Consider the following 24,460-nt stretch of genomic DNA (forward strand, 5'->3'; position numbering starts at 1 on the left):
GCGCCGGGGGCGCCGTGATCTCGGGGTAGCCGGGCTCGGATTCGCCTGCCCCGCCACCGGATTCAGTTGTTGTTACCGTGGCTCAGCAGTCGTGCCGTGGCCGTCAGCCGGGCGCTGTAGTGCTCGCGCTCGGCGCGCGATACCGCCGGGCGCAGCGGGCCGATCTGCAGCTCCCAGCCCGCCCGGCCGTCCGCCTTCAGGACCGGGGCGGTGAGATAGCTGATCGGCAGGTCGAAATCGGAGTCGACGGTCGCGGCCGAATACGGCCGCCCGCCCAGGTCGCTGAGCATGGTCAGCACGCGATCGCGCAGCGCGCCGGTGGCGGGGTGGTCGTCGAGATGGCCCGCCACCTCGGCCAGCACATCGAGGAAGCCGGCGTTCTCCGCGGCCACGCCCCAGACGGCCACGCCCCGCGTGCGAATCTGCTCGAGCACATCGCGGTACTCGTTCATGCGCGCGCGGGTGGAGGCCTGGCGCAGCCATTGCTGTTGGCTCTGTTCGTCGTTGAACGCGGCGATGGTGGCCCCGGTCGGTGCGCGATAGGGCAGGCGGGCGCCGGGGGTGATCACCGCCGGGATCCGGCCGCGGCCGGTGGAGACCGCGACGAAAACCATGTGCGAGCGCGCGACGATGGCCAGCGCCGCGCCGCAGTCCAGGTCCGCGGCCAGGGCCTCGATGGCGGCCAGCGCGCCGGGTCCGGGCAGGTCGCCGCGCGCCTGCGCGCTGGCGGCGAACGCCATCGCGCCGGCCCCGAGCTGGTAGGTCAGCTCCGGGGAGCGCCGCACCCAGTCGCGTTCCTCGAGGACGCCGAGCACCGCGCCCGCGGTGGAGCGGCTGAGCCCGAGTTCGTTCGAGATGTCGGAGGCGGTGCGGGCCGCCGACGAACCCGCGAGCAGCTCGAGCACGTCGAGAACGCGCTGTGTGGGCGGTGATCCGGGCACCTGCACTCCTCTTGTCGAGTCGCTGAATTCTCGCTAGCGTACGACCGAATCAGATATTCGTAAACTAGCTTGCGAATATTCGCAAGCTCGGCGGGAATCGTCGTTCGAGACAACCCGCAGCATCGTGAGAAAGGCTGGCGCATAATGCGTTTCGGCATCGTACTGTTCACCAGCGACCGCGGCATCACGCCCGCGACGGCGGCCGCGGCCGCGGAGGACCGGGGCTTCTCCTCGTTCTTCGTGCCCGAGCACACCCACATCCCGGTCAAGCGCGAAGCGGCCCACCCCGGCACCGGGACCGCCGAACTGCCGGACGAGCGCTACACCCGCACCCTCGATCCCTGGGTGGCGCTGGCCACGGCCGCCGCGGTGACCTCGCGCATCGAGCTGTCCACCGCCGTGGCGCTGCCGACCGAGAGTGACCCGATCACCCTGGCCAAGACCATCGCCACCCTCGATCACCTCTCCGGCGGCCGGGTGACCCTGGGCGCCGGATTCGGCTGGAACACGGACGAACTCGCCGATCACGGTGTGCCCGCCAACAAGCGGCGCACCGTGCTGCGCGAGTACGTGGAAGCCATGCGGGCGCTGTGGACGCAGGAGGAAGCCGAATACGCGGGCGATTTCGTCTCCTTCGGGCCCAGCTGGTCCTGGCCCAAGCCGGTCCAGCCGCACATCCCGCTGCTGATCGGCGCGGGCAGCACCGACACCACCTTCAAGTGGATCGCGCGTTCGGCCGACGGCTGGATCACCACGCCCACCGAAACCGACGTGCACGGCTCCACCAGCCGACTGCTGCGCGCCTGGCAGGACGCCGGCCGCGAGGGCGCGCCGCGCGTGGTCGCCCTGGACTTCAAACCCGATGCCGAACGCCTCGAGCGCTGGGCCGAGGCGGGGGTGACCGACGTGCTCTACGGCGTGCCCGACGCTTCGAACGACATCGCGTACACCTACCTCGACCGGCTCGCGAAGAAGCTCGACGGGCTGGATCTGCCCAAGGGATAACCGGCGCGACAACCGGTCGCCGCGGCTGTCCGCGCGCCGGGGCGGTTCCGGCCCGCACGGCGGTCGTCGGGCCGTCGCCGCGGAACTCATCGCGCGGCGGTCGAACGATCGCCGAACGGCCGGGCACAGTGTGGTTCAACGACTCTCGAATTCGGGTACTCCGAAGGAGAGAGGACCGCGTCATGAGCGTCAATCACTCCTGGGACACCATTACCGCTGCCCTGCAACGGGTTTCCGGACCCGGCCGGCGGGGCGGGGAGTGGCTCACCTACCTGTGCCCGGTGCACGAGGCCGACGGCCGCCGCCATCATCCCTCGCTCGGGGTGGTCTACAACCGGCAGCGCGGGCGCACCGTGGTGCGGTGCTTCGCGGGCTGCTCCGACGAGGAAGTGCTGTACCGGCTCGGGCTCGGCGTGCGGGATCTGTTCGACCGGCCCGGACCGGGGGCGCTGCCACGCCGTCCGGGCCGAGCCGGCGCGCAGGTGCAGCTGGCCGACCGCGCGCTCCAGGCGAGCGGCCTGTCCCTCGAGGTACACCGGCGCGACCTCGGGGCCCGGATCGGGCGGCCGCACCGGGTGGCGACCTACCTCTATCGCCGCGCGGACGGCGCCCCGGCGGGCCGGATCATTCGCGCCCACATCCCGCACCGGTACGGTCACGCCAAGACCTTCTGGCAGGAGCGCTACGGCGAACACGGTTGGGAGCCGGGCGGATTCGAGCCGCTCCCCTACCGCCTACCCGAGGTGCTCGCGGCCGTGCGGGCCGGGCGCGACATCGTCGTGTGCGAGGGCGAAGCCGACACCCTGACCGCCGTGCACGCGGGGCTCGCCGCCACCTGCAATGCCGGCGGGGCCCAGGGCTGGCGACCCGAACACGGCCGCATGCTCGCGGGCGCGCGCCGGGTCTGGATCATCGCGGACCGGGACGCCCCCGGCTACCGGCACGCCGACCGGGTCGCACGGTCGATCGAGGGGCTCGTCGGCCGCATCCGCGTCGTGCAGGCCCGCGACGGCAAGGATCTGACCGACCACTGCAACGCGGGCCACCACATTCCCGACCTGGACCCGGTGCCGGTACTGGACGACCATTATCGCGGGCTGTGATCGCGCGGGCTGCGGCATAGCTTCAGGCCCGGCTGCGGCAGTCGCGCGCGCCCGGCACGGCGGCCGCGGTACCGGTCACCCTTCCCACTGCGCAAGTACGGTTTTCGGCGCGACCATCCGATAGGCGTCGTGCACCACCTCGGTGATCTCGGTCCAGTCGACCGGTACGTCCAGATACACCCCGAGCCAGCCGCGATGGCCGACGTACGGCGGGCGGAAGAACCGGTCGGGCTCGGCGGCGATCAACTCCTGCTGCGCCCCAGGCGGCGCGGGACACCAGAAGGCGAGACGGTCATCGTGGTGATGGTCGGCGAACATGACGAAGACTTTCTTGCGCACGAACCAGGTCGGTTCGCCGTGGCTGAGGCGTTCGCTCACCTCCGGCAGCGCGGTGCAGAGTGCGCGTAACGAGTCCAATTGTTCGCCCATGATCGAAGGCTAGTCAGTGCGCGCGGGGAACGCCTTGGACGAATGGGAAGCGTCGCTCCGGGTGTCGAACCGATGCTGCATTACGCTGCGTATCACTCGGCGAGGCATTGCCTGCGCCCCCTTGATATAGGCCGCCGTAGTACTTCAGTGCACTCCCCGCTCTCCGCCCTGTCTGGACGCCCCGGAGGTTTGCCGATGACCCAGCTCGCCGCTCGACCCGCGACCGCGCCGCCGCTCGTTGCCGCCGATCATCCCCTGCTGCGCCCGCTCGCCCCCGTGCCGTCCACCGGCCATATCTTCGATTTCCCCGGACGCCTGGGCACCTGCGACATGGACGAGGAGCAGGGCCTGCGCATCGACGGCATCGCCCGCCACATCCAGGAGGCCGGGGTCGATCACCTGGTGCACTGCGGTGCGCTGGAATCGCATCCGCACTGGATCGTGCGCCGCACCGTCATCGACGTGGTGCGGCCCATCACCTGGCCCGCGCAGCTGCGCACGCGGCGCTGGTGCTCGGGCATCTCACCGCGCTGGTGCACGATGCGGGTGCGGATCGACGCCGACAACGGCGGCCTGGTCGAGACCGAGGGCTTCTGGATCCACATGAACAAGGAGACCATGAGCCCCTCCCGGGTCGACGACAAGTTCTTCGACCTCATGTGCACGACCACCGACGAACAGCGCCTGCGCTGGCAGCAGTGGCTGACCGACCCCGCGCCGGCGGCCGGGGGCACCCCATTCCCGCTGCGCCGCACCGATATCGACCACTTCCAGCACGTGACCAACACCGCCTACTGGCACGGGGTGCACGAATTCACGGACTCCGCCGCCGATCTCACCGCGGGCCCGCACCGGTTCGTCCTGGAATACAACCGCCCGATCCGATTCGGCGAGGAGATCGAGATCCATACCCGGCGTGAATCGGACGCGCTCACGCTCTGGTTCACCGTCGACCGGGAAATTCGCGCGATGGCGCAGGTGCGCCGGATACCGTGAATGGGCGGCTCGCGCACGGTGATCACGTCGCCGAATGGACAGTGACGCAATCGGCAGCGCCCGCCGCGACGAAGGATTAGCGCCGAACGGGCACTGCCCATAGGCTGACGCCGTGATTTCCGAGCGGACAGTGATCGACGGGCGTTTCGAATTGCTCGAACCGCTCGGCAGCGGCGGCATGGGCACGGTGTGGCGGGCCTACGATCTGGCGCTGCATCGCGAGGTGGCGCTCAAGGAAGTCCGCCCGGCCGAACCCGATCGCGAGAGCACCCCCGGGGTCCAGCGCGAACGTGTGCTGCGCGAGGCACGCGCGCTGGCCCGGATCGGGCACCCCAACGTGGTGGCCATCCACCACATCGTGGACTCCCCCACCGTCGCCCATCCCTGGATCGTCATGGAACTGGTGCGCGGCAAGACGCTGGCCGAACACCTGGATCCGGGCCCGAGCCTGGACGGCGGCCGGATGAGCCCGGACCGGGCCGCGCAGATCGGGCGCGGCATCCTGGCCGCGCTCAAGGCCGCGCACGCGGTGGGCATCCTGCACCGCGACATCAAGCCCGCCAATGTGATTCTGCGCGATGACGGTTCGCCGGTGCTGACCGACTTCGGCATCGCGGCCATCAACGACATGGATGGGCTGACCTCCACCGGCAGCGTGGTCGGGTCGCTGGATTACGTCGCGCCCGAACGACTCGGCGGGCAGGAGGGGCATCCGGCCTCGGATCTGTGGTCGCTGGGCCTGGTGCTGTACGTCGCGGTCGAGGGTTATCACCCGATGCGGCGCGACACCTCGGTGGCCACGCTGGCCGCGGTGCTGCGCGGTGACGTGCCGCCGCCCCGGCAGGCGGGCGCGCTGACGGCGGCGCTGCAGGCGCTGCTGGTGCCCGACCCCGATCAGCGGCCCTCGGCCGATCAGCTGGATTGGCTGCTCTCCCAGGCGATCACGGGTTCGAACCCGGGCTTTCCCGCTGCGCATGCCGCGACGACCTTCCCCGGATCGCAGCCGGTGTATCAGGGCGCGCCGTCGCACCCCTCGATGCCGCAGGTGCAGACCCCGCCGGCGGGTTACGCACGCCCGCAGTACAACTCGGCGCCGCAGCAGTCGCTGCCGTACGCGCCGACCATGCCCGCCACCGCGCCGCAGGCGCCGATGCAGCACCCGCCCGCGCCGTCCGGGCAGCGGCGCTGGATTCTGGTCGGCGCCGGGGTCGCGGCGGTGCTGGCGGTGGGGGTCGTCGCCGCGGTGACCCTGCTGCCCGAGGATTCGGACAGCCAGGCGCTGCCGAGCCAGATCCCGGGCACCACCGACGTGCGCGCAACGATCCCGATTCCGATCGTTCCCACCACCGGCGGCGCGGCCCGGACCACGACCAGCACGTCGGCGAAAACCGATCTGCTCACCCCGGCCGGTATTCGTCAGGCGATCGAGAGCTTCGAGAAAGCCACCGGCGGAACGGTTTTCACCGAGACGGTGTTCTACCCGGAGTACGCGAACTTCGGTGCGCCGGTCAAGGACCGGCCGACGGTGTACGACGAGTACTCCTACCGCAACGGCACCACCAGCCGTCAGGGCGCGGGCGGGCAGATCGCCGACGAGCCGACCATCACGCTCAACAGCATCAACTGGGACATCCTGCCAGCGCTGCTGGCCACGGCGCACGAGAAGCTCGGCCTGGCGAATCCGACCAGCCGCTACCTGATCGTCAATCCGGCCTGGACGTTCAACGACGACAAGCCGACGCTGATGGTCTATCTCAGTGACGAATACAGCGGCGGCGGGTACATCGCGGCGAATCTCGACGGCTCGATCGTGAGCGTGTACGCGCGCTGAGGGAACGCTGGGCCGGCCGTGTCCCGTCGAACGCTCGCGCACCGGAACGACGGGGAGTGGCTCAGAGGCGACCGCGCAAGGTGGGCACGCCGGGCCCGGTGAGCTCCTCGCAGTAGACGGCCCTGCCCGCCATCGCCATGGTCAAGGCGAGGGTCGTTCCGCTCACCAGCGGGCCCGTTCCCGCGGCGAAGGGGCCGTCGGTCGCCTCCACGCGCAGGTCTTCGATCACGCTGTGGCCGGAGACGGTGAAGTCCCGGCTCGCGTAGAACCGTGCGACCTCGGTGACGGCCTCGACCGCGGGCTCACGCGACAGGCCCAGCGGATACCGGATGTCCTGGGCGTGGACGACCACCTCACCGAGCCATGCCGCGGTGGGGCCGAATGTCGATGTGGTGCTGGTGATGATCTTCCGGAATCGCTCCAGCGTCTCCGCGGCGGTTGTGCCACGGTGCTCGGCCAGCCGGCGGGCATTGTGTTCGTCGAAGTCGAAGCGGGCGCCCGCGACGCTGATCAGCCAGCGGAGCCGGCCCGTGCTCGCCGCCGCGGTGAGGTGGGCCAGGACCTCCTCCACTGTCCAACGTCCGCACAGCGATTGCCGGGCCCACCGCGCGTCGTCCAGATCGGCGAGATCGGCGGCCAGCGCCGCGCGTTCGGAGTGGGCCATGGTCCACAGCTCATTACGAGAGATGTCCTTCGGCACTGGGGAAACCTCCAGCTCGGTGGTGCCTGCCCGGGATGTCTCGAAGCCGTCCCGGCGTGGCCGGTCAACTCCGGTCGGCGTCGATCTGGCGGACATGGAACAGGACCAGGTCTTCGATCAGGTCGCTCGGCAACGGCTTCTCCAGCGTGAACCGAATCGCGTGCTCGGAGGTGCGGTAGTCCGCCAGCCGGTCCTCGAACTCCGCGATCGCCCAGGACGAGGGATAGAAGCTCATGTGCTTCTTCGACGCGGTGAAGAACACCAGTGCGCGGTTCTTGTACTTCAGGGTCGGCATGCGGTAGCTGATCGTTTCTTCCACACTCGGCACCAGCTCGGTCACGAGACTGCGAATACGTTCGAGCTCCGGCCGGAAAGCGGCGTCGACGCCATCGAGATAGTCATCGATGGTCGTCACCTTGTCATCCATCGTCCTGTCCTCCCGGGTGTTCGAGCGTTGCGTTCAGGGATGTAGCCGCCGAATGTAGTCCTGGTAGGTGACGACGAAACCGTCCCGGTCGAACTCGATTTCGGCGTGGTAATCGCCGGAAGCGAAGCCGACCACGTCGTCGCCGCGCGGCTCGTAGCGCTGCGCGGTGAGCTCGGAACTCAGCCGGGGGACGCTCACGAAACGCATCGTGTAGTCCCGGGGTGGTGCGGCGTTCGACAACAGGTGGTCGTGCAGGACGGGTAGCGAGTTGAAGTATGCCGAGTGCTGAAGATCGAAGAAGTCCGCCTCGCCGAGGGTGTGCCGGACCGGGCCCGCGCCGATGTCGACGATCAGCTCCGAACCATCGAGCTCCCAGCGCAATTCGTACACCAGCCCGATCAGGGTGCCGCGTGCTCGGTCCGGGCTCTCCACCCGGACGATCTCCATCCGCGGCTCGTCGATTCCCTGCCACACGAACGTGCGCATCAGCTCACGGCGTATCGGAGCAGCGTCACGCCGGAAGGAAACACCCGCGACTCGAGCACCTCGAGCCGGTCGAACGAGGTGCCGTCGGCGACCAGGCTCTTTCCGCGGCCTTGAACGGCGGGGAAGACGAGCAGCCGGATCTCGTCGACGAGCCCGGCCGCCAGCACCGCGTGCGCCAACGTCGGGCTGCCGCACAGGGTGATGTCGCCGCCGTCGGACTCCTTGAGCCGGCGTACCTCCTCGACCGGGTCGCCGGACAGGACCGTCGAGTTACGCCACCGCGGGTCGGTCATCGTCGACGACACGACGTACTTCCGCACCTGGTCGAGGTAGGCGCCCGCCGGCTCGTCGGTGTGCTGCGGCCAGTAGCCCCGGAAGTCCTCGAAGGTCTGCCGCCCCAGCAGCACGGTGTCGGAGGCCGCGCCCACCCGCTCGGTCGCGGACAGCCACTCCACGATGCCGCCCTCGGGGGTCGGTGCGAACCACTCGTCGATGATCTCGATCCGCCCGTCGGCGGTGATGTTCTCGGTGACCAGCAACCGGCGCATAGCCCTGTTCTAGCACCGATCAGAGGCATCCACAACGCACCGGGGCCGGAGAGCGAAGTGGTCGCGGACCAGCGAGCACGGCGCGCACATCGCAGCCGACGGGTAGGACGCGGCGTGTGTCGACACGACGTGCGGATCGCGGATCGCGGCCTCCCGCGAGCCCGTGACCATTGCATCGGAGACAGCGCTGAGCGATCTCGTACACGAGAGTGCGCCCGGTCCGGACGGGAACACCACGGCGCCTGTGCTATTGGCCCTTCAGCGCTCGATCGGCGCGGTTGACCAGGGTCATGGTCGTCACGGTCCCGACGGTGAGAACGACCATCAGAAGCTTTGCGGGCCAAGGGCCTTCGATGAGGGCGCCCACCGTCCCCAGCAGGACGAGGCCGACCGTGGCGACCAGGGTCGTCATCGCCTTGATCGCGCCGTAGATCTCCCCGCGCAGGATCCGCCGGGATGCCATGAGCAGGCTGATGCCGGTGATCCCGGGCAGCAGCGCTACCACGCTTACCGCGATCAGGTATTCGGTGTTCACCAGACCGGATGCCACCAGTCCGACAGCGCAGGCCACGAGGGCGATGCCCAGCGCTAGTGCTGCGAATCCGGCGAGGCGGGTCAGTCGCCGAACCTCGGGCACATTCGCGTAGGGGGACTGCACGCCCGCTCGCATCGCATCTATATGAGTCATCGAAACCCCCCGTATCACAGTGGAAATGGCATGCGGGACAGCTTTTCCGCATCTCGTGCCGACCGCCCGATTCCCCGGGCCGTAGCGTACCGCTCGCCACCGTGGGCGGGCGCGGCACGCCTCGCCGAAGAACGTCGGGTTGTGCGGGCGACTCCCGCCGACTCCATAGACTCGGCCGGCGCAGCGAACATCGCACGCCACATGACCATCCGCGAAGGAGTGTCGCTCGTGAACATCGACCTCGGGGGCAGGACCGCGCTGGTCACCGGATCGACGCAGGGCATCGGACTGGCCATCGCCGCGGGTCTGGCCCGCGCCGGGGCCCGGGTCGCGGTCAACGGGCGGACGCCGGACCGGGTCGAGTCGGCGGTCGCCGAACTGCGCGCCGCGGGTGGGGACGTACTCGGGGTGAGTGCGGACGTCACTACCGACGCGGGGGTCGACCGGTTGCTCGCCGAACTGCCCGCCGTCGACATCCTGGTCAACAACCTCGGCATCTTCGAGGCGGTCCCGGCGCGGGAGATCACCGACACGCAGTGGCGCACCTATTTCGAGGTCAACGTCCTGACCTCGGCCCGCCTGCTCCGCGCGTACCTGCCGGGCATGGTCGACCGGGGCTGGGGCCGTGCCCTCCAGATCGCCAGCGACTCGGCCATCGTCATCCCCGAGGAGATGATCCACTACGGGGTGTCCAAGACCGCGCTGCTGGCGCTCTCCCGCGGTTTCGCCAAAGACGTTGCCGGAACAGGGGTCACGGTCAACTCCGTGATCGCGGGGCCGACCCACACCGCCGGGGTGGAGGATTTCGTCTATCAACTGGTGGACCCGGCACTGCCCTGGGATCTGGCGCAGCGCGAGTTCATGCGCGCACACCGCCCCCAGTCGCTGATCCAGCGGCTCATCGAGCCCGACGAGATCGCCAATATGGTCGTCTACCTCAGCTCACCGTTCGCCTCGGCGACCACCGGCGGGGCCCTGCGCGTCGACGGCGGCTACGTCGATTCGATCCTGCCGTAACGGCTCGCGGCGCGCGACAGTCTCGGCCGCGCCGGGACGATCCGCGGCGAAACGGCGCGCTGCTCAGCCGAATTGCGGGTCGGTGTGCAGCAGGCGTTCGGCCAGCCGGCGGACCCGAGCCATCGTGATCCCCTCCCGCTGGTCGACGGCGAGGGGGTGGTCGGTGGGCTCCAGCTCCACCGACGGGCGTTCGCCGAGGGGGCGGGTGTGGAGCCTGGTCTTCAGGTTCACCGTCGTCGGCTCGTATACGGGTAGCTCCGTGGACAGCCAACCGAAATACGGTGGCTCCTCGACCCTTTCGGGCCGTTCCCACACCTCCGACATCCGGGCGAAGTTGGCCGGGCTCAGCGATACCCAGACGCCCCAGTCGAACTCGCCACCGGTATCGGAGATCGGGAGCGCCAGGCTCGCCCGGACGAAGAAGTGCTCGCCCGCGATCACACACTGTTCCTCGCCCAGCACGCAGCCCTGCTGCGAGGTGTGAGCGTCGGTCCAATAGACCGGTGCGACGGCGGCGTAGCTCAGGGGAGGCCCCTCGTGTACCCCGTCGCAGGAGGAGCAGAAGAACGTCGAGACCGTCACGGACCCAGCGTACTGACGGTAATCACGGCAGGCCCGCAGAGATGCCGCGGTCAGTGCCGTCCGGGGTCGCCGGGGGCCGCGGTGAGGCTGCGGACCAGGAGGTCGATGACCGCTCGTTTGTCCGCGTCGTCGCGCCTGTGGGTGAGGAGCCCTTCGATCACGAAGGTTCCGATGGCGGACATCGCGGGCAGGTCGGCCGGAGACGCACCGGCGGCGCGGAGACTGTCGGCGAACAGCGCGTCGGCGAGCTGGTGGAAACCCGTGTGCCAGGCCTCGATCGAGGGGGAGGTCGCCGCGCGCGCATGCACGGTATTGACCAGGCCGTGCAGCTGTTCCAGCTGGTCGACCACCCAGAGCAGCCGGTCGGTCAACGGCAGCGCGTCGATCTCCGCGTAGGTGGCGAGCGCCTCGGCCAGGATGCGGTCCAGGACCGCGATGAGCACCTCGTCCTTGTCCCGGAAGTACCAGTAGATCGTATTGACGGTAACCCCGGCGCTTTTGGCGATCCGCGCCGTGGATGCCGACTCGAAGCCGTCGTCGATGAGCAGCCGATGCGCCGCGGCGACGATCTCCTCGCGCTTCTCCTCACGGTTCTGCGGACCTCGATTCCTGGGCACCGCACCACCATATCTTGAGCGGCGCTCAAGAAAACGTTAGGCTTCTTGAGCATCGTTCAAGAGACCCCGTACCGCGGCGACATCGGCGCCGCCCGCGTCCCGGGCCGTCACGACCCTGTCCCGGCTGACGTCCTCGACGCCTCGCCTCCCGCACCCGAACGAAGGACCCATGACGACTCCACCCCGCACCGCGTTGATCACCGGCGCATCCGCCGGCATCGGCGCGGCATTCGCCCACCACCTGGCCGCGAGCGGCTACCAGCTGTTGCTGGTGGCCCGGCGCGAAGACCGACTCCGCGAACTCGCCACGCAACTGACCGAACGACACGGGGTGCGCTGCGAGGTCTTCGCCGCCGACCTCACCGACCCCGCAGCACCCACCGCCGTTCTCGACCACGCCCGCAACGTCGGCCTGGACATCGACATTCTGATCAACAACGCGGGACTGTCGGGCAAGACCGCCTTCGCCGACACCCCGTGGGAGGTCCTGGCCGGTGAGATCCAGCTGATGGTGACCGCCCAGACCCAGCTCATTCACCTGGTCATTCCCGGTATGAAGGACCGCCGCTGGGGCCGCATCATCAATGTGTCCTCTGCCGCCGCGTTCGCTCCCCCCGCGGCCAGCCTGCTGTACACCGGCATCAAGTCCTACGTGCTGAACACCTCGCAGTCCCTCGACATGGAACTCAAACCCCACGGCATCCACGTCACCGCCCTGTGTCCCGGCTTCACTCGCACCGAGTTCCACGACGTGATGGGCACCCGAGACCGAGCGAACGACCTGCCCCGAATCCTCTGGCAGCAGCCCGACGCCGTCGTCACCGAAGGCTGGGCGGCCGTGATGAAGGGAAACCCCGTCTGCGTCCCGGGCACCTTCAACAAGATCTCCGCAGCCGCCATGAAGCCCATGCCCGTCCGATTGGGCTACCTCGTCGGTAAGACGCTCAACCCCTTCAAGAACAGCTGAATCCGCGCCGGGCCACTCCCCTCGGGGTCCCGCGCAATTGGCCCAGGGCGTGCTGAGGCGAGGAAAAACAGAACTGCGGCCCCGTCTGATTCGACGGGGCCGCAGCGGATTTCCGATATCAGTTCGCCGGTGCCGTGGTGGTCGGCGCGACCGTGGTGGTCGTGGTCGGAGCCGTCGTGGTCGGCTTGGCCGCCTCGGCGGTCGTGGGGGCCGCCTCGGCGGGCTTCACCGTGGTGGGCGCGACCGTGGTCGGGTCCGTAGTGGTCGAGGGAGCCGTCGTGGACGGATCCGTCGTGGTGGCCGGAGCCTTCGCGTCGACCTTGGCGTCCGAGGTGGTGGTGCTCGGCTTCGCCGTCGTCGTCGTGGTCGACTTCGTGGTCTGCGGCGCCGCGGGATCGGCGGCCAGACCGGCCTTCTCCACGGCCTTGGTGGTGGTCTTGGGCGTGGTGGTCACGTCCAGGTCCCCGGCCTGGGCCTTCTTGGCGAGCTCGGTGAGCCAGGCCGCCGCGTACTCGGCGGAAGTCAGCGGCTTACCGTTCTGAGCATTGGCGTCCTTCCAGTAATCGAAGTGATGACCGGAGTGGTTCGGGCCGAGCGTCAGGTTGTACGGGTCGCTCATGATGACCGGGATGGTGTTCTGGTTGGTCGTGATCAGGCCGATGATCTCGTTGAAGACCTTCTGCGGCAGGTAGGCCAGCGGCGACATACCTTCGGCGGCAATGGAATCCGCCTCGGCGACGACGCGCTTCTCACCCGGGGTGTAGTTCGGGTCCGACACGCGCAGCAGCACCGACAGGAAGGTCTCGTTGCTCGCCATCCAGTTCGGCTGGGACTGGATGTCCGCGAACGCCTTGAGGGCGATGTCGCCGAGCACCATCGCGACGTCCATGCCGGTCGCGGGGGTCAGGCCCTCGCGCTCGAGCTGATCGGCGTTGACCTGACGGCCCACGTTGACCGCGAGGGTCAGCAGCGAGATGTTCTTGGGCGCGGCGCAGGTGAGGTCGCCGTCCGAGCAGAACGAGGCGATGCGGCCGTTCAGCTTGCCGAAATCACCGCTGGTCCCGGGCAGCGCGCCCGCGCCGCCGGCGGTGTTGGACCCGTTCTGGTACTTCTGGTCGAAGTTGTCCGGGTTGCTGCACGGATCCTTCGCACCGAGGAACGTGCAATCGCCTTCCTTGCGACCCGCGTCGGCGAGAATGACCACGCCGACCACGTCGTCCGGGTTCACGATGCCGTAGTTGCCGCTCGCGTCGGCTTCCTGATTGCCGATCTTCATGGCCACGCGGCGCACGACATCGGCGCCCTCGCTGTAGCCGACGATCGAGTACTTGGTGTCCGGGCAGGCCTTGGAGATCTCGGTCATGACGCGCTCGGTGTTTGCCACACCGGTGTTGACCGCGTCCTCGTAGGTGGCCATGTTCGCCGGGTACGCGATATAGATGGCAGCGTTCGACCCGGGGTTCACGTAATCGGACGGAGCGTTCACGATCGGGTCGAGCCAGGGGCTCTTGTGATCGCCGGACAGCGCCGCGGGCAATTCCTGGCCATTGGCGTCGACGAGCAATTTGGTGGTGCCCGCGACCGGTGTATCCCCGCGACCGGCAACCGAAATGGTGACCATGTCATGGCATTCGGTGACCGAGGAGCGCAATTGCGGCGCCGCGGTCTCGGATTCGGGCGAGGACAGCGACAGGGTCGCGCCGACCACCGCTACCACTCCCAGGATTGCCGGGGCCGCCACCGCCGAAGCAATCTTGTGTTTCGCGAAAAATTCGCCCAAAGGCATGCCAATATCCCCATTCCACAAAGCGGATGGCCGGGCCCCCGACGAACGGGCCAGTGTCACAGGAGACGTCGTCACCGGCCCCGGAAGCGTTACTTACGCAACCGATCGGCTATCACCGACTCGTTGCTCACCCCCGCCGAACAGGCACTTTTCCACCACTCCGGCCGGCCGGAGTGACCCCCGTCACTCCGGCGCACGCCCCGATGTGTGTTGCGCGCCAGCGGATCAACGACCGTGGCGGGCGAGCACCAGCTCGTGCAGATCGGTGTGCGTCACCCCGACCAGCGACTCGCGGAAGTTGCGGCCGGGAGCCGCGGGCACCTCGATCTCGCAGGGCACCACCAGCACCGTACAGCCCGCCGCTTCGGCCGACATCGCACCGGTGGGCGAATCCTCAATGGCCACAGTGTGTTCCGGGTCCACACCGAGCAGTTCGGCCGCGCGCAGGTAGAGATCCGGCGCGGGCTTGCCCTGACCGACCTCGTCGGCGCAGACGGTGGCGCGGAAGTGCTCACGCCCCAGGGTGTCCAGGCCGTACTCGGTCAGGGAGCGCTTGGTGTTGGTGACCAGGGCCATCGGCAGATCCGCGGCCAGCAGCGCCGCCAGGGTCTCGCGCGCGCCCGGGCGCCACGGAATCGGATCGCGGAACATCTCGATCACCCGCTGCTCGATCCAGTGCCCGGCCTCACGCAACGCATCGGGCGTGGGATCGAGCCCGAGCCCGGTGAACATGATGCGCAGGGCGTTGGGGCCCGAGGCGCCGATCAGCGCGCGCCGCATGTCGTCGTTCATCTCGTGGCCGAGTTCGGCGGCGAGTTCGCGCACCGCCACATCCCAGAGCTTCTCCGAGTCCAGCAGGGTTCCGTCCATATCCCACAGCACGGCTTGCAACCGGGTCACCGGGTCACGACTCCTCTCACATGCCTCATCAGGGACCGCATACGCCGTACGGCCGTGCCCAGCGTATCGGCCCCGGCCCGAACAGGTCCGGCGAGGATCGACCATCCGTTCGACGCGACCGGCACGGAGGGCCGGCGCTGCCTTAGCACCGGCGCGGCCGGACGGCAAGGGCCCGGCGGCCGGATTCCGGCGGGCGAGTGCGGCTTCGAGGAGGGGTTGCCGCAGCACCCGCGTCAGCAGACTTCATGGCTGTGAACAGGCGAATGAAATGGGCGGCCGCGGCGACGGCGGTGATCGCGGCGACGGGCGCGACGGTGGTGGTGACGCGGACCGCGGACGAGCGCGCGGCCGCCGCGGCGGTGGATCCCGATATCGCGATGGTGTGCGAGGACAGGCGGCCGTCGCAGGCCGATCCCGGCAGCTACGGCATGCAGAACGACGGCTCGTTCCTGCATCCCGCGCTGACCTACGTGAACGAGGAGGAACAGCATCCGTTCCCCGGGGGCGGCGAGGAGCTGTTCCCCGCGACCGGCGGCTACGACCCCAACACCTATCGCAGCGACAACGTGACGGTCGAGGCGCACTACGGCGGGCAGCGCTTCACGCCCGACCCGTTCCACTCCTGGCAGAACATCGTCGATTTCGACGGCCGCCGGTACATGTTCCAGTACGACCGCAGCGAGGCGCGGGTCTACGACATCACCGACGTCAAGAACGTCCGGGTCGTGGAATCGCTGTCTCGTTCGGACCTGGGCGAGGTCGAGGGCAACGACGAAGCCCTCGCGGGCAAGGACTGGGCCGCGCACGACTTCTGGGGCGCGTCCACCATCCAGTGGAGTGAGCGGTACGGCGGCTACATCATGGTGCAGAGCTTCGAGATGCGCCGCCAGATCCCCTTCTGGCTCGGTGACACCCCCGAGCACAGTAAGTTCGGCGCGCCCGGCGGGGTGGCCGCGGCGCGCGCGGACACCCAGCTCAAAGGCTTCAAGGTCTACAAACTGAACGGGCCGCGCAAACAGGACTGGCAACTGCTGGCCACGGTGAGCACCGATGCCGCCCAGGACAATCCGCTCGCCCCGGATATGAGCGGGCCGCAGCAGGGTTCGGGCTCGCTCGACGTCCCGCACTGGGACGGCGGCCGCTACATGTTCGTCTCGACCGCACCGAGCGACGACTGGTCGAACCAGGAGTACCCGACCTACCTGTACGCCAACGGATTCCAGGTCTGGGACATGGCCGACCCGGCGCAGCCCCGACTGCTGGACACCTGGCATCGCGAGGGCATGGTGCGCGGCGAGGAAGCCGCGTACCGGGCCAATCCGCGCTGCGGCAACCGGACCTCGTGGATGGGTTCGCGCAATCCGCTCTACATCCCGACCCCGATCGAGGCGGGCGGCAGGTACGGCTTCGCGGCCATGGGCGGCTTCGGCCTGTCGATCCTGGACATCTCCGATCCGGCGAATCTGCGCGAGGTCGGTCACCTCGACATCCCCATGTCGGTCTCGGGCACCGAAGCCGACAACGTCGACGTCTCCCAGTTCGAACGGACCGGCATGGTCTACCTGAGCGGCTATCCGCTGTCCGAGGACTGCTACGAGCCGTACAAGGACATCTTCCAGATCGACGCGACCGATCCGGCGAATCCGCGCATCGTCGACCGCCTCCCCCGGCCGACTCCGCCCGAGAACGCGCCGGTGACCGACTTCTGCCAGCGCGGCGGCAGCTTCGGCCCCAAACGCAGCGGCTACTACACCTCGCCCGGCGATCCGAAGGACGGTCTGCTGATCTACGACTTCTACAACGCCGGTGCGCAGTTCTTCGACGTCTCGGATCCGGAGAACCCCCGGATCGCAGGCTATTTCGCGCCGCCGACCTTCGGTCCCGAAACCCAGGACTGGGCGCGCAGCAACCCCACCCACGGGGTGTACGTCGAGTACGACCGCAAGATCGTGTGGCTGCTGACCAACGACGGCATCTACGCCCTGAGTTCGGATTCCCTGCTGGGCACACCGAATCTGGGTGCACCCGCCGAGCCGTTCCGCACCAGCGCCCGCTGAGCACCGGACGAGGACGCCCGGGCCCGGGTGCCCGGGCCGGGCGTTCCGCGCGTCAGAGGCCGGAGGCGGCGATCATCATCCGGCCGTTGGCGGAATCGACCTGGATCCACCGGCTTTCGCTGCTGACCTGACCGTTCTTCATCTTGTAGGTGAGGTTGACCACGGCCCGGTTCTCGCCCGAAGGCGTGACCCCGCCCACGCTGACCGAGGCGATGCTCGACCAGAACTGCGAATACGAGTTGTAGCCGCCGGTCGAGGCCTGGTAGCCGGGCGTGAGCATGCCCCACGCACCGCCCACGTTGCCGGGCAGCATCCCGTAGTAACCCTGCACGAACGAGGCCACCGACGCCGCGGACGGCGGGCCGGCCGGGGTTGTCGTCGGCGGGGTTGTCGTCGTCGTGGTCGTGGTCGTGGTGCTCGGATTCGCCGACGTGGTGGTGGTCGGCGGCACGGTGGTCGTGGTGGTCGCGCGCGGGGCCTGACCGGCCGCGCCGGTGCGCGAGGGCTGCTGCACGTTGCCGCCGCCCGGCTCCGCCCCGGGGTTCTCCGAGGACTCCTGGCCCGGCGCGGGCGCGGTGACGCTGGTGCCGTCGGCGGTGACCGGCGGCTCGTCACCGCCGCGGTTCACCGCCAGGGCGATCACGGTGGCCAGTAGCAACGCCGCGACGACACCGAGGGCGGCCAGGGCGAACCGGCGTGAATTGCCCTCGCCGCCACCGTTCTTCGCGGCGAAGGGCACCATGGGACCGGTCGCGGACGGCACCGGCGCGGCGGCCCGTTCCTTGCCCTTGTCCATATCGATGTGCACCGTGGCGTCCCCGGCATTGCCGGAAGCGCCGGTGTGCGAGGTGGACAGCACCGTGGTGGCGTCCGATCCCGACGTATCGGCGGGGCCGGCGGCGGCCGCGACCGCTGCGGCTCCCGCGGCCGGCAGGATCTTGGTCGGCTGATGCGGCGCGGGCACCCGCCCGTCGGCCACGGCCTGGAGCCGTTCGGCGGCCTGTTCCATGTCGGGCCGGTCGTCCGCCTCGGCGGCGAGCAGGTCCATGAGCACCGAACCGAGCGCACCGGCCCGGCGCGGCGGCGGCACCATGGCCCGGGCCACCGAATGCAGGACCGCGAGCGGATTGTCGCCCTCACCGAAGGGCGGCATGCCCTCCACGGCGGCGTACAACGTCGAACCCAGCGCGAACACGTCCGAGGGCGATTCCGGGTTCTCCCCGCGCGCCACCTCGGGTGCGAGGTAGGCCGGCGTGCCCGCCAGGAAACCGGTGGAGGTGACGGTCACATCGCCGATGGCGCGCGAGATGCCGAAGTCGGTGATCTTCACCGTGCCGTCGTCGGCGACCAGGATGTTCGCGGGCTTCACGTCGCGGTGCACGATGCCCGCCTTGTGCGCGGCGGCCAGGGCCGCGGCCACCTTGGCCCCGATCCGGGCGACCTCGGTGGGCTCGAGCGGACCCTTCTCCCGCATGAGCGCGGCCAGCGAGGCCGCGTTCACGTACTCCATGACCAGCCACGGCTGGCCGTCCTCCTCCGCGACGTCGAACACGGTCACGGCGTTGGGGTGATGCAGTCGCGCGGCGATGCGCCCCTCCCGCATCGCGCGCATCTTGGCCTCGAGGGCCTGGGACCGGGTGAGCCCGGGCCCGAGCAGCAACTGCTTCACCGCCACCGTCCGACGCAGCCGGACATCGGTCGCGCGCCACACGACCCCCATCGCACCGGTGCCGATCGGATCCGTTAGTCGGTACCGCCCCGCAATCAGCCGGTCTGAAGTCATGTGGTTGTACCCCTCCTGCTGGTCTCGCACGCCGAGCCACCCTGCAACTCTGCGCGAAAGCCCGGAAACCTCGTGAAAATCTTAGGCGTTGAAGTACTTTGCCTCCGGGTGCAGCAGTACGAACGCATCCGTCGACTGCTCCGGATGCAGTTGCAACTCCTCCGACAGCACCACTCCGATCCGGCCCGCCTCCAGCAGGTCAACGAGTTTCGCGCGGTCCTCCAGGTCGGGGCACGCGCCGTAGCCGAACGAGTAGCGAGCGCCACGGTAGCCGAGCTTGAAGTATTCCTGCACATCGGAAGGATCGTCGTCGGCGACGGAATGCCCTTCCAGCACAAGTTCTTCCCGGATTCGGCGATGCCAAAACTCGGCCAGGGCCTCGGTCAGCTGCACGCCGATGCCGTGCACCTCGAGGTAGTCGCGATAGTTGTTGTCCGCGAACAGCTGATTGGCGAAGTCGGCGATGGGCTGACCCATGGTGACCAGCTGGAACGGCAGCACGTCGACCTGACCGCGTTCGGCGGCCAGTTCGCGGGAGCGGATGAAGTCGGCGATATTGAGGAATCGGTCACGCTGCTGGCGCGGGAAAGTGAAGCGATACCGTTCCGGCGCATCGGGTTTCGGCTCGGTGAGAACAATCACATCGTCACCCTCGGAGACCGCCGGGAAGTAGCCGTACACCACCGCGGCGTGCTGGAGCACGCCCTCGGCGATGAGCCGATCGAGCCAATACCGCAGGCGCGGACGGCCTTCGGTCTCCACCAACTCCTCGTAGGAGGCGCCCTCGCCGCCACGCTGACCGCGTAGTCCCCACTGCCCCAGGAACAGCGCCCGCTCGTCCAGCAGACCGGAGTACTCGCCGACGGACAGGCCCTTGATGACGCGGGTGCCCCAGAACGGCGGGGTCGGCACCGGCAGATCGGCGGCCACGTCCGAGCGCGCGGGCACCTCGACCGGCACCTCCTTGGCCTTGCGCTCCTCGGCGATGCGCTTGGAACGCTCGTGCCGCGCTTTGCGTTCGGCGTTCTTCTCCCGTTCGGCGATGGCCTCGGGGCTGTCCGGATCCAGGCCGCCACCGCGCTTGCGGGTCATGATCTGGTCCATCAGGTTCAGGCCCTCGAACGCGTCGCGGGCGTAGTGCACATCGCCCTCGTAGACGTCGGTGAGATCGTTCTCCACGTACGAACGAGTCAGTGCCGCACCACCGAGCAGCACCGGGAACTGCTCCGCGACCCCGCGGGCGTTCATCTCCTCGAGGTTCTCCTTCATGATGACCGTGGACTTCACCAGCAGCCCGGACATGCCGACCACATCGGCCTTCTTGTCCACCGCCGCATCCAGGATCGCCGAAATCGGCTGCTTGATACCGAGATTCACAACCTCGTAACCGTTGTTGGACAGAATGATGTCCACCAGGTTCTTGCCGATGTCGTGCACGTCGCCCTTGACCGTCGCCAGCACGATGCGGCCCTTGCCCGAGTCGTCGGTGGCCTCCATGTGCGGTTCCAGGTGCGCCACGGCGGTTTTCATGACCTCGGCCGACTGCAGCACGAAGGGCAGCTGCATCTGTCCCGAGCCGAACAGCTCACCGACGGTCTTCATGCCCGCGAGCAGCGTCTCGTTGATGATCTGCAGCGGCGGAACCTCCGTCATGGCCTCGTCGAGGTCGGCTTCGAGACCGTTGCGGTCGCCGTCCACGATCCGGCGCTCGAGGCGTTCGAACAGCGGCAGCGCCGCGAGTTCCTCGGCGCGCGAGGCCTTGGACGAGGCCGCCGAGACGCCCTCGAACATGGTCATGAGTTCCTGCAGCGGGTCGTAGTCCTCGGTCCGGCGGTCGTACACCAGATCCAGGGCGACGGTGCGCTGGTCCTCGGGGATCCGCGCCATGGGCAAGATCTTGGAGGCGTGCACGATGGCCGAATCCAGTCCGGCTTCGACGCATTCGTTCATGAAGACCGAATTGAGTACCTGGCGCGCGGCCGGGTTGAGACCGAAGGAGATGTTGGACAGACCCAGCGTGGTCTGCACCTCGGGATGACGCTGCTTGAGCAGGCGAATGGCCTCGATGGTCTCGATGCCGTCCTTGCGCGACTCCTCCTGGCCGGTGCCCAGGGTGAAGGTCAGGGTGTCGACGATGATGTCGGACTCGCGCAGGCCCCAGTTCTCGGTGATGTCGGCGATGAGCCGCTCGGCGATGGCGACCTTGGTCTCGGCGGTGCGCGCCTGGCCCTCCTCGTCGATGGTCAGCGCCACCACGGCCGCACCGTGTTCGGCCACCAGCGCCATGGTCTGCTGGAACCGCGATTCCGGGCCGGCGCCGTCCTCGTAGTTCACCGAGTTGACCGCGCAGCGCCCGCCCAGCTGCTCCAATCCCGCACGCAGCACCGGCAATTCGGTGGAGTCGAGCATGATCGGCAGCGTGGAGGCGGTGGCCAGGCGGGCGGCGAGTTCGTTCATGTCGACCGCGCCGTCACGGCCCACGTAGTCCACGCACAGGTCCAGCATGTGCGCGCCGTCGCGGATCTGGTCCTTGGCGATGTCCAGGCACTTCTGCCAGTCCTGGGCGAGCATGGCGTCGCGGAAAGCCTTGGAGCCGTTGGCATTGGTGCGCTCACCGATCATCATGATGGTGGCGTCCTGCTGGAACGGGACCTGGCTGTAGATGGAGGACACGCTGGGCTCGTGCAGCGGCGCGCGCACGGCCGGGGTGGTGGTGCGCACGGCCTCGGCGACCTGGCGAATGTGCTCGGGGGTCGTGCCGCAGCAGCCGCCGACCAGGCCCAGGCCGAATTCGGAGACGAAACCGCTCAGCGCGATCGCGAGTTCCTCGGGGGTGAGCGGGTATTCGGCGCCGTTGGCGCCCAGCACCGGCAGCCCGGCGTTGGGCATGACCGAGACCGGCATCCCGGCGTGCTTGGACAGATGGCGCAGGTGCTCGCTCATCTCGTCCGGGCCGGTGGCGCAGTTCAGGCCGATCATGTCGATGCCGAGGTTCTCCAGCGCGGTGAGCGCGGCGCCGATCTCCGAGCCGACCAGCATGGTGCCGGTGGTCTCCACGGTCACGTGGGTGATGATCGGGATCCTGCGCCCGGTCCGCGCCATGGCGTGCCGGCTGCCGACGATGGCGGACTTGACCTGCAGCAGGTCCTGGCAGGTCTCGATGAGGATCGCGTCCGCGCCGCCTTCGAGCATGCCCAGCGCCGCCTCGGTGTAGGCGTCGCGCAGCACGGCGTAGGGCGCGTGGCCCAGGGTGGGGAGTTTGGTGCCCGGGCCCATCGAACCCAGGACGTAGCGGGGGGTGCCGTCCGCGGACGGGCCCATCTCGTCGGCTACCTCACGGGCCAGGCGGGTGCCGCGCTCGGAAAGGTCACGGATACGGTCCGAAATGTCGTAATCGGCGAGGTTGGGCAGGTTGCAACCGAAGGTATTGGTCTCCACGGCGTCGGCGCCGGCTTCGAAATACGCCCGGTGGATGCTTTTCAGCACGTCGGGGCGGGTTTCGTTCAGGATCTCATTGCAACCCTCGAGGCCGCGGAAGTCGTCCAGAGTCAGATCCGCGGCCTGCAACATGGTGCCCATCGCGCCGTCGCCGATCACGACACGCCGACTTAGCGTGTCGAGTAGGGTGGTGTCGAACTCGGCGCGTGGGGACACAGACATGCTCTCAAGAGTAGTGGGAGCTCCGGACAATCCGACCCTCGGTGTAGCGCGCCGCTCCGCAAGCTCCGCGCGCCGTGCGGCGGGTCGCCCACTTCGCTCTCACCGGGGGCTCTCGGTATCGGCCTCCCGCATATCCTGACCGGGACCCCGCGACCAGCGCGGTTGCGCGTCGTTGGCACGTCTGGCCACCTAACCCCCTAAGCTGACCGGGTGAACGCCAGTGAACCCCCGGTGCCACCCGAATCGGACCTGCCCACCCTGCGCAATCCGATACTCGTCGCCGCCTTCGAAGGCTGGAACGACGCCGCGGACGCCGCCAGTGGCGCGGTCGAGCACCTGGAACTGATCTGGGACGCGCAGCCCCTCGCCGAGCTGGACTCCGAGGACTACTACGACTATCAGGTGAACCGGCCCACCGTCCGTCAGGTCGACGGCGTCACCCGCGAAATCCACTGGCCCTCGACGATGCTCTCGGTGTGCTCGCCGCCCGGCAGCGATCGCGACGTCGTGCTGCTGCGCGGCGTGGAACCGAACATGCGGTGGCGCAGCTTCTGCAACGACCTGCTGGAGTTCATCGAGCAACTCGACGTGACCACCGTGGTCATTCTGGGCGCCCTGCTCGCGGACACCCCGCACACCCGGCCCGTACCCGTCACCGGCACCGCCTATTCCAAGGAAGCGGCCGAACGGTTCAATCTCGAGCAGACCCGGTACGAGGGCCCGACCGGTATCACCGGCGTGCTGCAGGACGCCTGCGTGCGCGCGGGCGTGCCGGCCATCTCCTTCTGGGCCGCGGTCCCGCACTATGTTTCGCAGCCGCCCAATCCCAAGGCCGTGATCGCGCTGCTGCACCGGGTCGAGGACGTGCTCGATGTCGAAGTGCCGCTGGGCGGTTTGCCGGAGCAGGCCGAGGAGTGGGAGTCCACGGTCAACGAAATGACCACCGGCGACGAGGAAATCGCGGAGTACGTGCGCTCGCTCGAGGAGCGCGGCGACGCCGAGGTCGATCTCAACGAGGCCATGGCCAAGATCGACGGCGATGCGATCGCCGCCGAATTCGAGAAGTACCTGCGCCGGCGCGGCCGCGGGGGCTTCGGACTCTGACCCTGCCCCGGCGCGTTCGACGAGCGTGCGCGGCCGGGAGCGCACACGGCCGCGATTCGCGGCACATCACGATTCACGGCGCACCACCATTCGCTGTGCACCGCCGACCGGCGTCTATTCGCGCGCTCGTGCGCGAATCGGCCTGTGGCCGAATGGCACCGACTGACACCGGCGGTCGTCTCCGCCCACGCCGAATACCCGGCGTGTTGCGCCGGTCGGCAATCCCCCGCGCGGGCAAGGGAATTCGTGGGGCAACGCACGCCTACTGCTCGCCCTGCAAAGGTGGTCGGCGGCCGGGTGACGGCCGCGCGGTTCATGACATGGGCACGGGATATCGAGCCAGGCTCATGCCGGTGCAGGACGGAACAGCCGGAGCGGCGGCGTCAGTGTTCGACGGCCCAGATCTGAGCGGCCGCCTCGTGGGCCAGTTTCGCGATGAGGATGTCTCGCGGAATGGTCTGGCCGGCAAGGTGATCGAGCGAGGGCACCACCACGTGGTGCGCATCGGCTCTCTTGAGTTCGGCGGTGAGCTCCGCGAAAGCGGTGCCGTCGCCGGGGGTCGATTCATGGAACGTGGCGGCGAAGCAGAATCCGGCCGACTGAGCCAGGCTGCTCATGGCGTTCTCCAGCTCTTCGCTGCGGCCATCGGCCAGATCGTCACGCACGTACCCATAGATCAACGCTTCCACCCGAACCTCCATTGGATAGGGGATCGCTGTCGTGAAGTGTGCCCGCAACCAGCATGACGTTCTCGCGGATGCAATTGCAGATGTCAACCCACTGACATCTGCGTGCCCTATCCGGGTCCATCGAACGTTAACTGGTGAGATACT

At 68.6% G+C, this 24,460-nt stretch carries 22 protein-coding genes; 8 read left to right on the forward strand and 14 right to left on the reverse strand.

Annotated features, from left to right (window positions below; all coding sequences use genetic code 11):
- Positions 1-62: 62 nt before the first annotated feature.
- Positions 63-941, reverse strand: coding sequence for a helix-turn-helix domain-containing protein (locus ACFVBH_RS20385; protein ID WP_354987652.1), 879 nt, complete (start codon positions 939-941; stop codon positions 63-65).
- 144 nt (positions 942-1,085) lie between these two features.
- Here ACFVBH_RS20385 and ACFVBH_RS20390 point away from each other — a divergent pair, with 144 nt between their 5' ends.
- A complete protein-coding gene (locus ACFVBH_RS20390; RefSeq protein WP_379003402.1) occupies positions 1,086-1,946 on the forward strand; it encodes an LLM class F420-dependent oxidoreductase in 861 nt (286 codons plus the stop codon).
- A 182-nt stretch (positions 1,947-2,128) separates the two neighbouring features.
- Positions 2,129-3,049 carry a toprim domain-containing protein gene (locus ACFVBH_RS20395; protein ID WP_379003404.1) on the forward strand — a complete coding sequence of 307 codons (921 nt, stop codon included), beginning with the start codon at positions 2,129-2,131 and terminating at the stop codon, positions 3,047-3,049.
- A gap of 75 nt (positions 3,050-3,124) precedes the next feature.
- On the opposite strand, the gene ACFVBH_RS20400 is transcribed toward ACFVBH_RS20395, so the two are convergent.
- On the reverse strand, positions 3,125-3,478 hold the full coding sequence (locus ACFVBH_RS20400) for an MmcQ/YjbR family DNA-binding protein (RefSeq protein WP_354987655.1): 354 nt from the start codon (positions 3,476-3,478) through the stop codon (positions 3,125-3,127).
- A gap of 195 nt (positions 3,479-3,673) precedes the next feature.
- On the opposite strand from ACFVBH_RS20400, the gene ACFVBH_RS20405 reads away from it, so the two are divergent.
- Positions 3,674-4,474, forward strand: a complete 801-nt coding sequence (locus tag ACFVBH_RS20405; RefSeq protein WP_354987656.1) for an acyl-ACP thioesterase domain-containing protein — start codon at positions 3,674-3,676, stop codon at positions 4,472-4,474.
- A gap of 112 nt (positions 4,475-4,586) precedes the next feature.
- A complete protein-coding gene (locus ACFVBH_RS20410) occupies positions 4,587-6,305 on the forward strand; it encodes a protein kinase (RefSeq protein WP_379003407.1) in 1,719 nt (572 codons plus the stop codon).
- A gap of 61 nt (positions 6,306-6,366) precedes the next feature.
- Here ACFVBH_RS20410 and ACFVBH_RS20415 read toward each other — a convergent pair whose 3' ends face one another.
- From ACFVBH_RS20415 to ACFVBH_RS20435, 5 genes are all read right to left on the reverse strand, one after another.
- The gene (locus ACFVBH_RS20415) at positions 6,367-7,005 is read right to left on the reverse strand and encodes a maleylpyruvate isomerase family mycothiol-dependent enzyme (RefSeq protein WP_379003409.1); all 639 of its coding nucleotides are present in this window, start codon (positions 7,003-7,005) and stop codon (positions 6,367-6,369) included.
- 64 nt (positions 7,006-7,069) lie between these two features.
- Positions 7,070-7,432, reverse strand: a complete 363-nt coding sequence (locus ACFVBH_RS20420) for an iron chaperone (protein ID WP_379003412.1) — start codon at positions 7,430-7,432, stop codon at positions 7,070-7,072.
- A gap of 33 nt (positions 7,433-7,465) precedes the next feature.
- Positions 7,466-7,918 (reverse strand): putative glycolipid-binding domain-containing protein, encoded by a 453-nt coding sequence (locus ACFVBH_RS20425; RefSeq protein ID WP_379003414.1) that lies wholly within the window; start codon positions 7,916-7,918, stop codon positions 7,466-7,468.
- Positions 7,918-8,466: a dihydrofolate reductase family protein gene (locus tag ACFVBH_RS20430; RefSeq protein WP_379003416.1), complete on the reverse strand. Its 549-nt coding sequence runs from the start codon at positions 8,464-8,466 to the stop codon at positions 7,918-7,920. The genes ACFVBH_RS20425 and ACFVBH_RS20430 overlap by 1 nt, the downstream gene beginning before the upstream one ends.
- Before the next feature lie 247 nt (positions 8,467-8,713).
- The gene (locus ACFVBH_RS20435) at positions 8,714-9,154 is read right to left on the reverse strand and encodes a hypothetical protein (RefSeq protein ID WP_379003418.1); all 441 of its coding nucleotides are present in this window, start codon (positions 9,152-9,154) and stop codon (positions 8,714-8,716) included.
- Positions 9,155-9,382: 228 nt separating this feature from the next.
- On the opposite strand from ACFVBH_RS20435, the gene ACFVBH_RS20440 reads away from it, so the two are divergent.
- A complete protein-coding gene (locus ACFVBH_RS20440; protein ID WP_379003420.1) occupies positions 9,383-10,171 on the forward strand; it encodes an SDR family NAD(P)-dependent oxidoreductase in 789 nt (262 codons plus the stop codon).
- Positions 10,172-10,234: 63 nt separating this feature from the next.
- Here ACFVBH_RS20440 and ACFVBH_RS20445 read toward each other — a convergent pair whose 3' ends face one another.
- The gene (locus ACFVBH_RS20445; protein ID WP_379003422.1) at positions 10,235-10,753 is read right to left on the reverse strand and encodes a DUF2199 domain-containing protein; all 519 of its coding nucleotides are present in this window, start codon (positions 10,751-10,753) and stop codon (positions 10,235-10,237) included.
- A 50-nt stretch (positions 10,754-10,803) separates the two neighbouring features.
- Positions 10,804-11,370 carry a TetR/AcrR family transcriptional regulator gene (locus ACFVBH_RS20450; protein WP_379003424.1) on the reverse strand — a complete coding sequence of 189 codons (567 nt, stop codon included), beginning with the start codon at positions 11,368-11,370 and terminating at the stop codon, positions 10,804-10,806.
- A gap of 169 nt (positions 11,371-11,539) precedes the next feature.
- On the opposite strand from ACFVBH_RS20450, the gene ACFVBH_RS20455 reads away from it, so the two are divergent.
- Positions 11,540-12,337: an SDR family NAD(P)-dependent oxidoreductase gene (locus ACFVBH_RS20455; RefSeq protein ID WP_379003426.1), complete on the forward strand. Its 798-nt coding sequence runs from the start codon at positions 11,540-11,542 to the stop codon at positions 12,335-12,337.
- Between the two features lie 118 nt (positions 12,338-12,455).
- On the opposite strand, the gene ACFVBH_RS20460 is transcribed toward ACFVBH_RS20455, so the two are convergent.
- Entirely contained in the window at positions 12,456-14,123 is a 1,668-nt protein-coding gene (locus tag ACFVBH_RS20460) for a cutinase family protein (RefSeq protein ID WP_354987667.1), read from the reverse strand.
- A 225-nt stretch (positions 14,124-14,348) separates the two neighbouring features.
- Positions 14,349-15,023 carry an HAD family phosphatase gene (locus tag ACFVBH_RS20465; RefSeq protein WP_354987668.1) on the reverse strand — a complete coding sequence of 225 codons (675 nt, stop codon included), beginning with the start codon at positions 15,021-15,023 and terminating at the stop codon, positions 14,349-14,351.
- A 251-nt stretch (positions 15,024-15,274) separates the two neighbouring features.
- On the opposite strand from ACFVBH_RS20465, the gene ACFVBH_RS20470 reads away from it, so the two are divergent.
- Complete coding sequence (locus tag ACFVBH_RS20470) at positions 15,275-17,080, forward strand: hypothetical protein (protein ID WP_379003429.1); 1,806 nt, start codon at positions 15,275-15,277, stop codon at positions 17,078-17,080.
- A gap of 52 nt (positions 17,081-17,132) precedes the next feature.
- On the opposite strand, the gene ACFVBH_RS20475 is transcribed toward ACFVBH_RS20470, so the two are convergent.
- Together ACFVBH_RS20475 and metH are read right to left on the reverse strand one after the other, a co-directional pair.
- Positions 17,133-18,863 (reverse strand): serine/threonine-protein kinase, encoded by a 1,731-nt coding sequence (locus ACFVBH_RS20475; protein WP_379003432.1) that lies wholly within the window; start codon positions 18,861-18,863, stop codon positions 17,133-17,135.
- Between the two features lie 81 nt (positions 18,864-18,944).
- On the reverse strand, positions 18,945-22,523 hold the full coding sequence (gene metH, locus ACFVBH_RS20480) for a methionine synthase (RefSeq protein ID WP_379003434.1): 3,579 nt from the start codon (positions 22,521-22,523) through the stop codon (positions 18,945-18,947).
- A 210-nt stretch (positions 22,524-22,733) separates the two neighbouring features.
- Between metH and ACFVBH_RS20485 the strand changes: the two genes are divergently transcribed.
- A complete protein-coding gene (locus ACFVBH_RS20485; RefSeq protein ID WP_354987672.1) occupies positions 22,734-23,627 on the forward strand; it encodes a PAC2 family protein in 894 nt (297 codons plus the stop codon).
- Between the two features lie 383 nt (positions 23,628-24,010).
- Here the strand turns inward: ACFVBH_RS20485 and ACFVBH_RS20490 are convergent, their stop codons facing one another.
- On the reverse strand, positions 24,011-24,316 hold the full coding sequence (locus tag ACFVBH_RS20490) for a hypothetical protein (RefSeq protein ID WP_379003436.1): 306 nt from the start codon (positions 24,314-24,316) through the stop codon (positions 24,011-24,013).
- Positions 24,317-24,460: the final 144 nt, after the last annotated feature.

The sequence above is a fragment of the Nocardia sp. NPDC057668 genome (assembly GCF_042799795.1).
Classification (GTDB): Bacteria; Actinomycetota; Actinomycetes; order Mycobacteriales; family Mycobacteriaceae; genus Nocardia.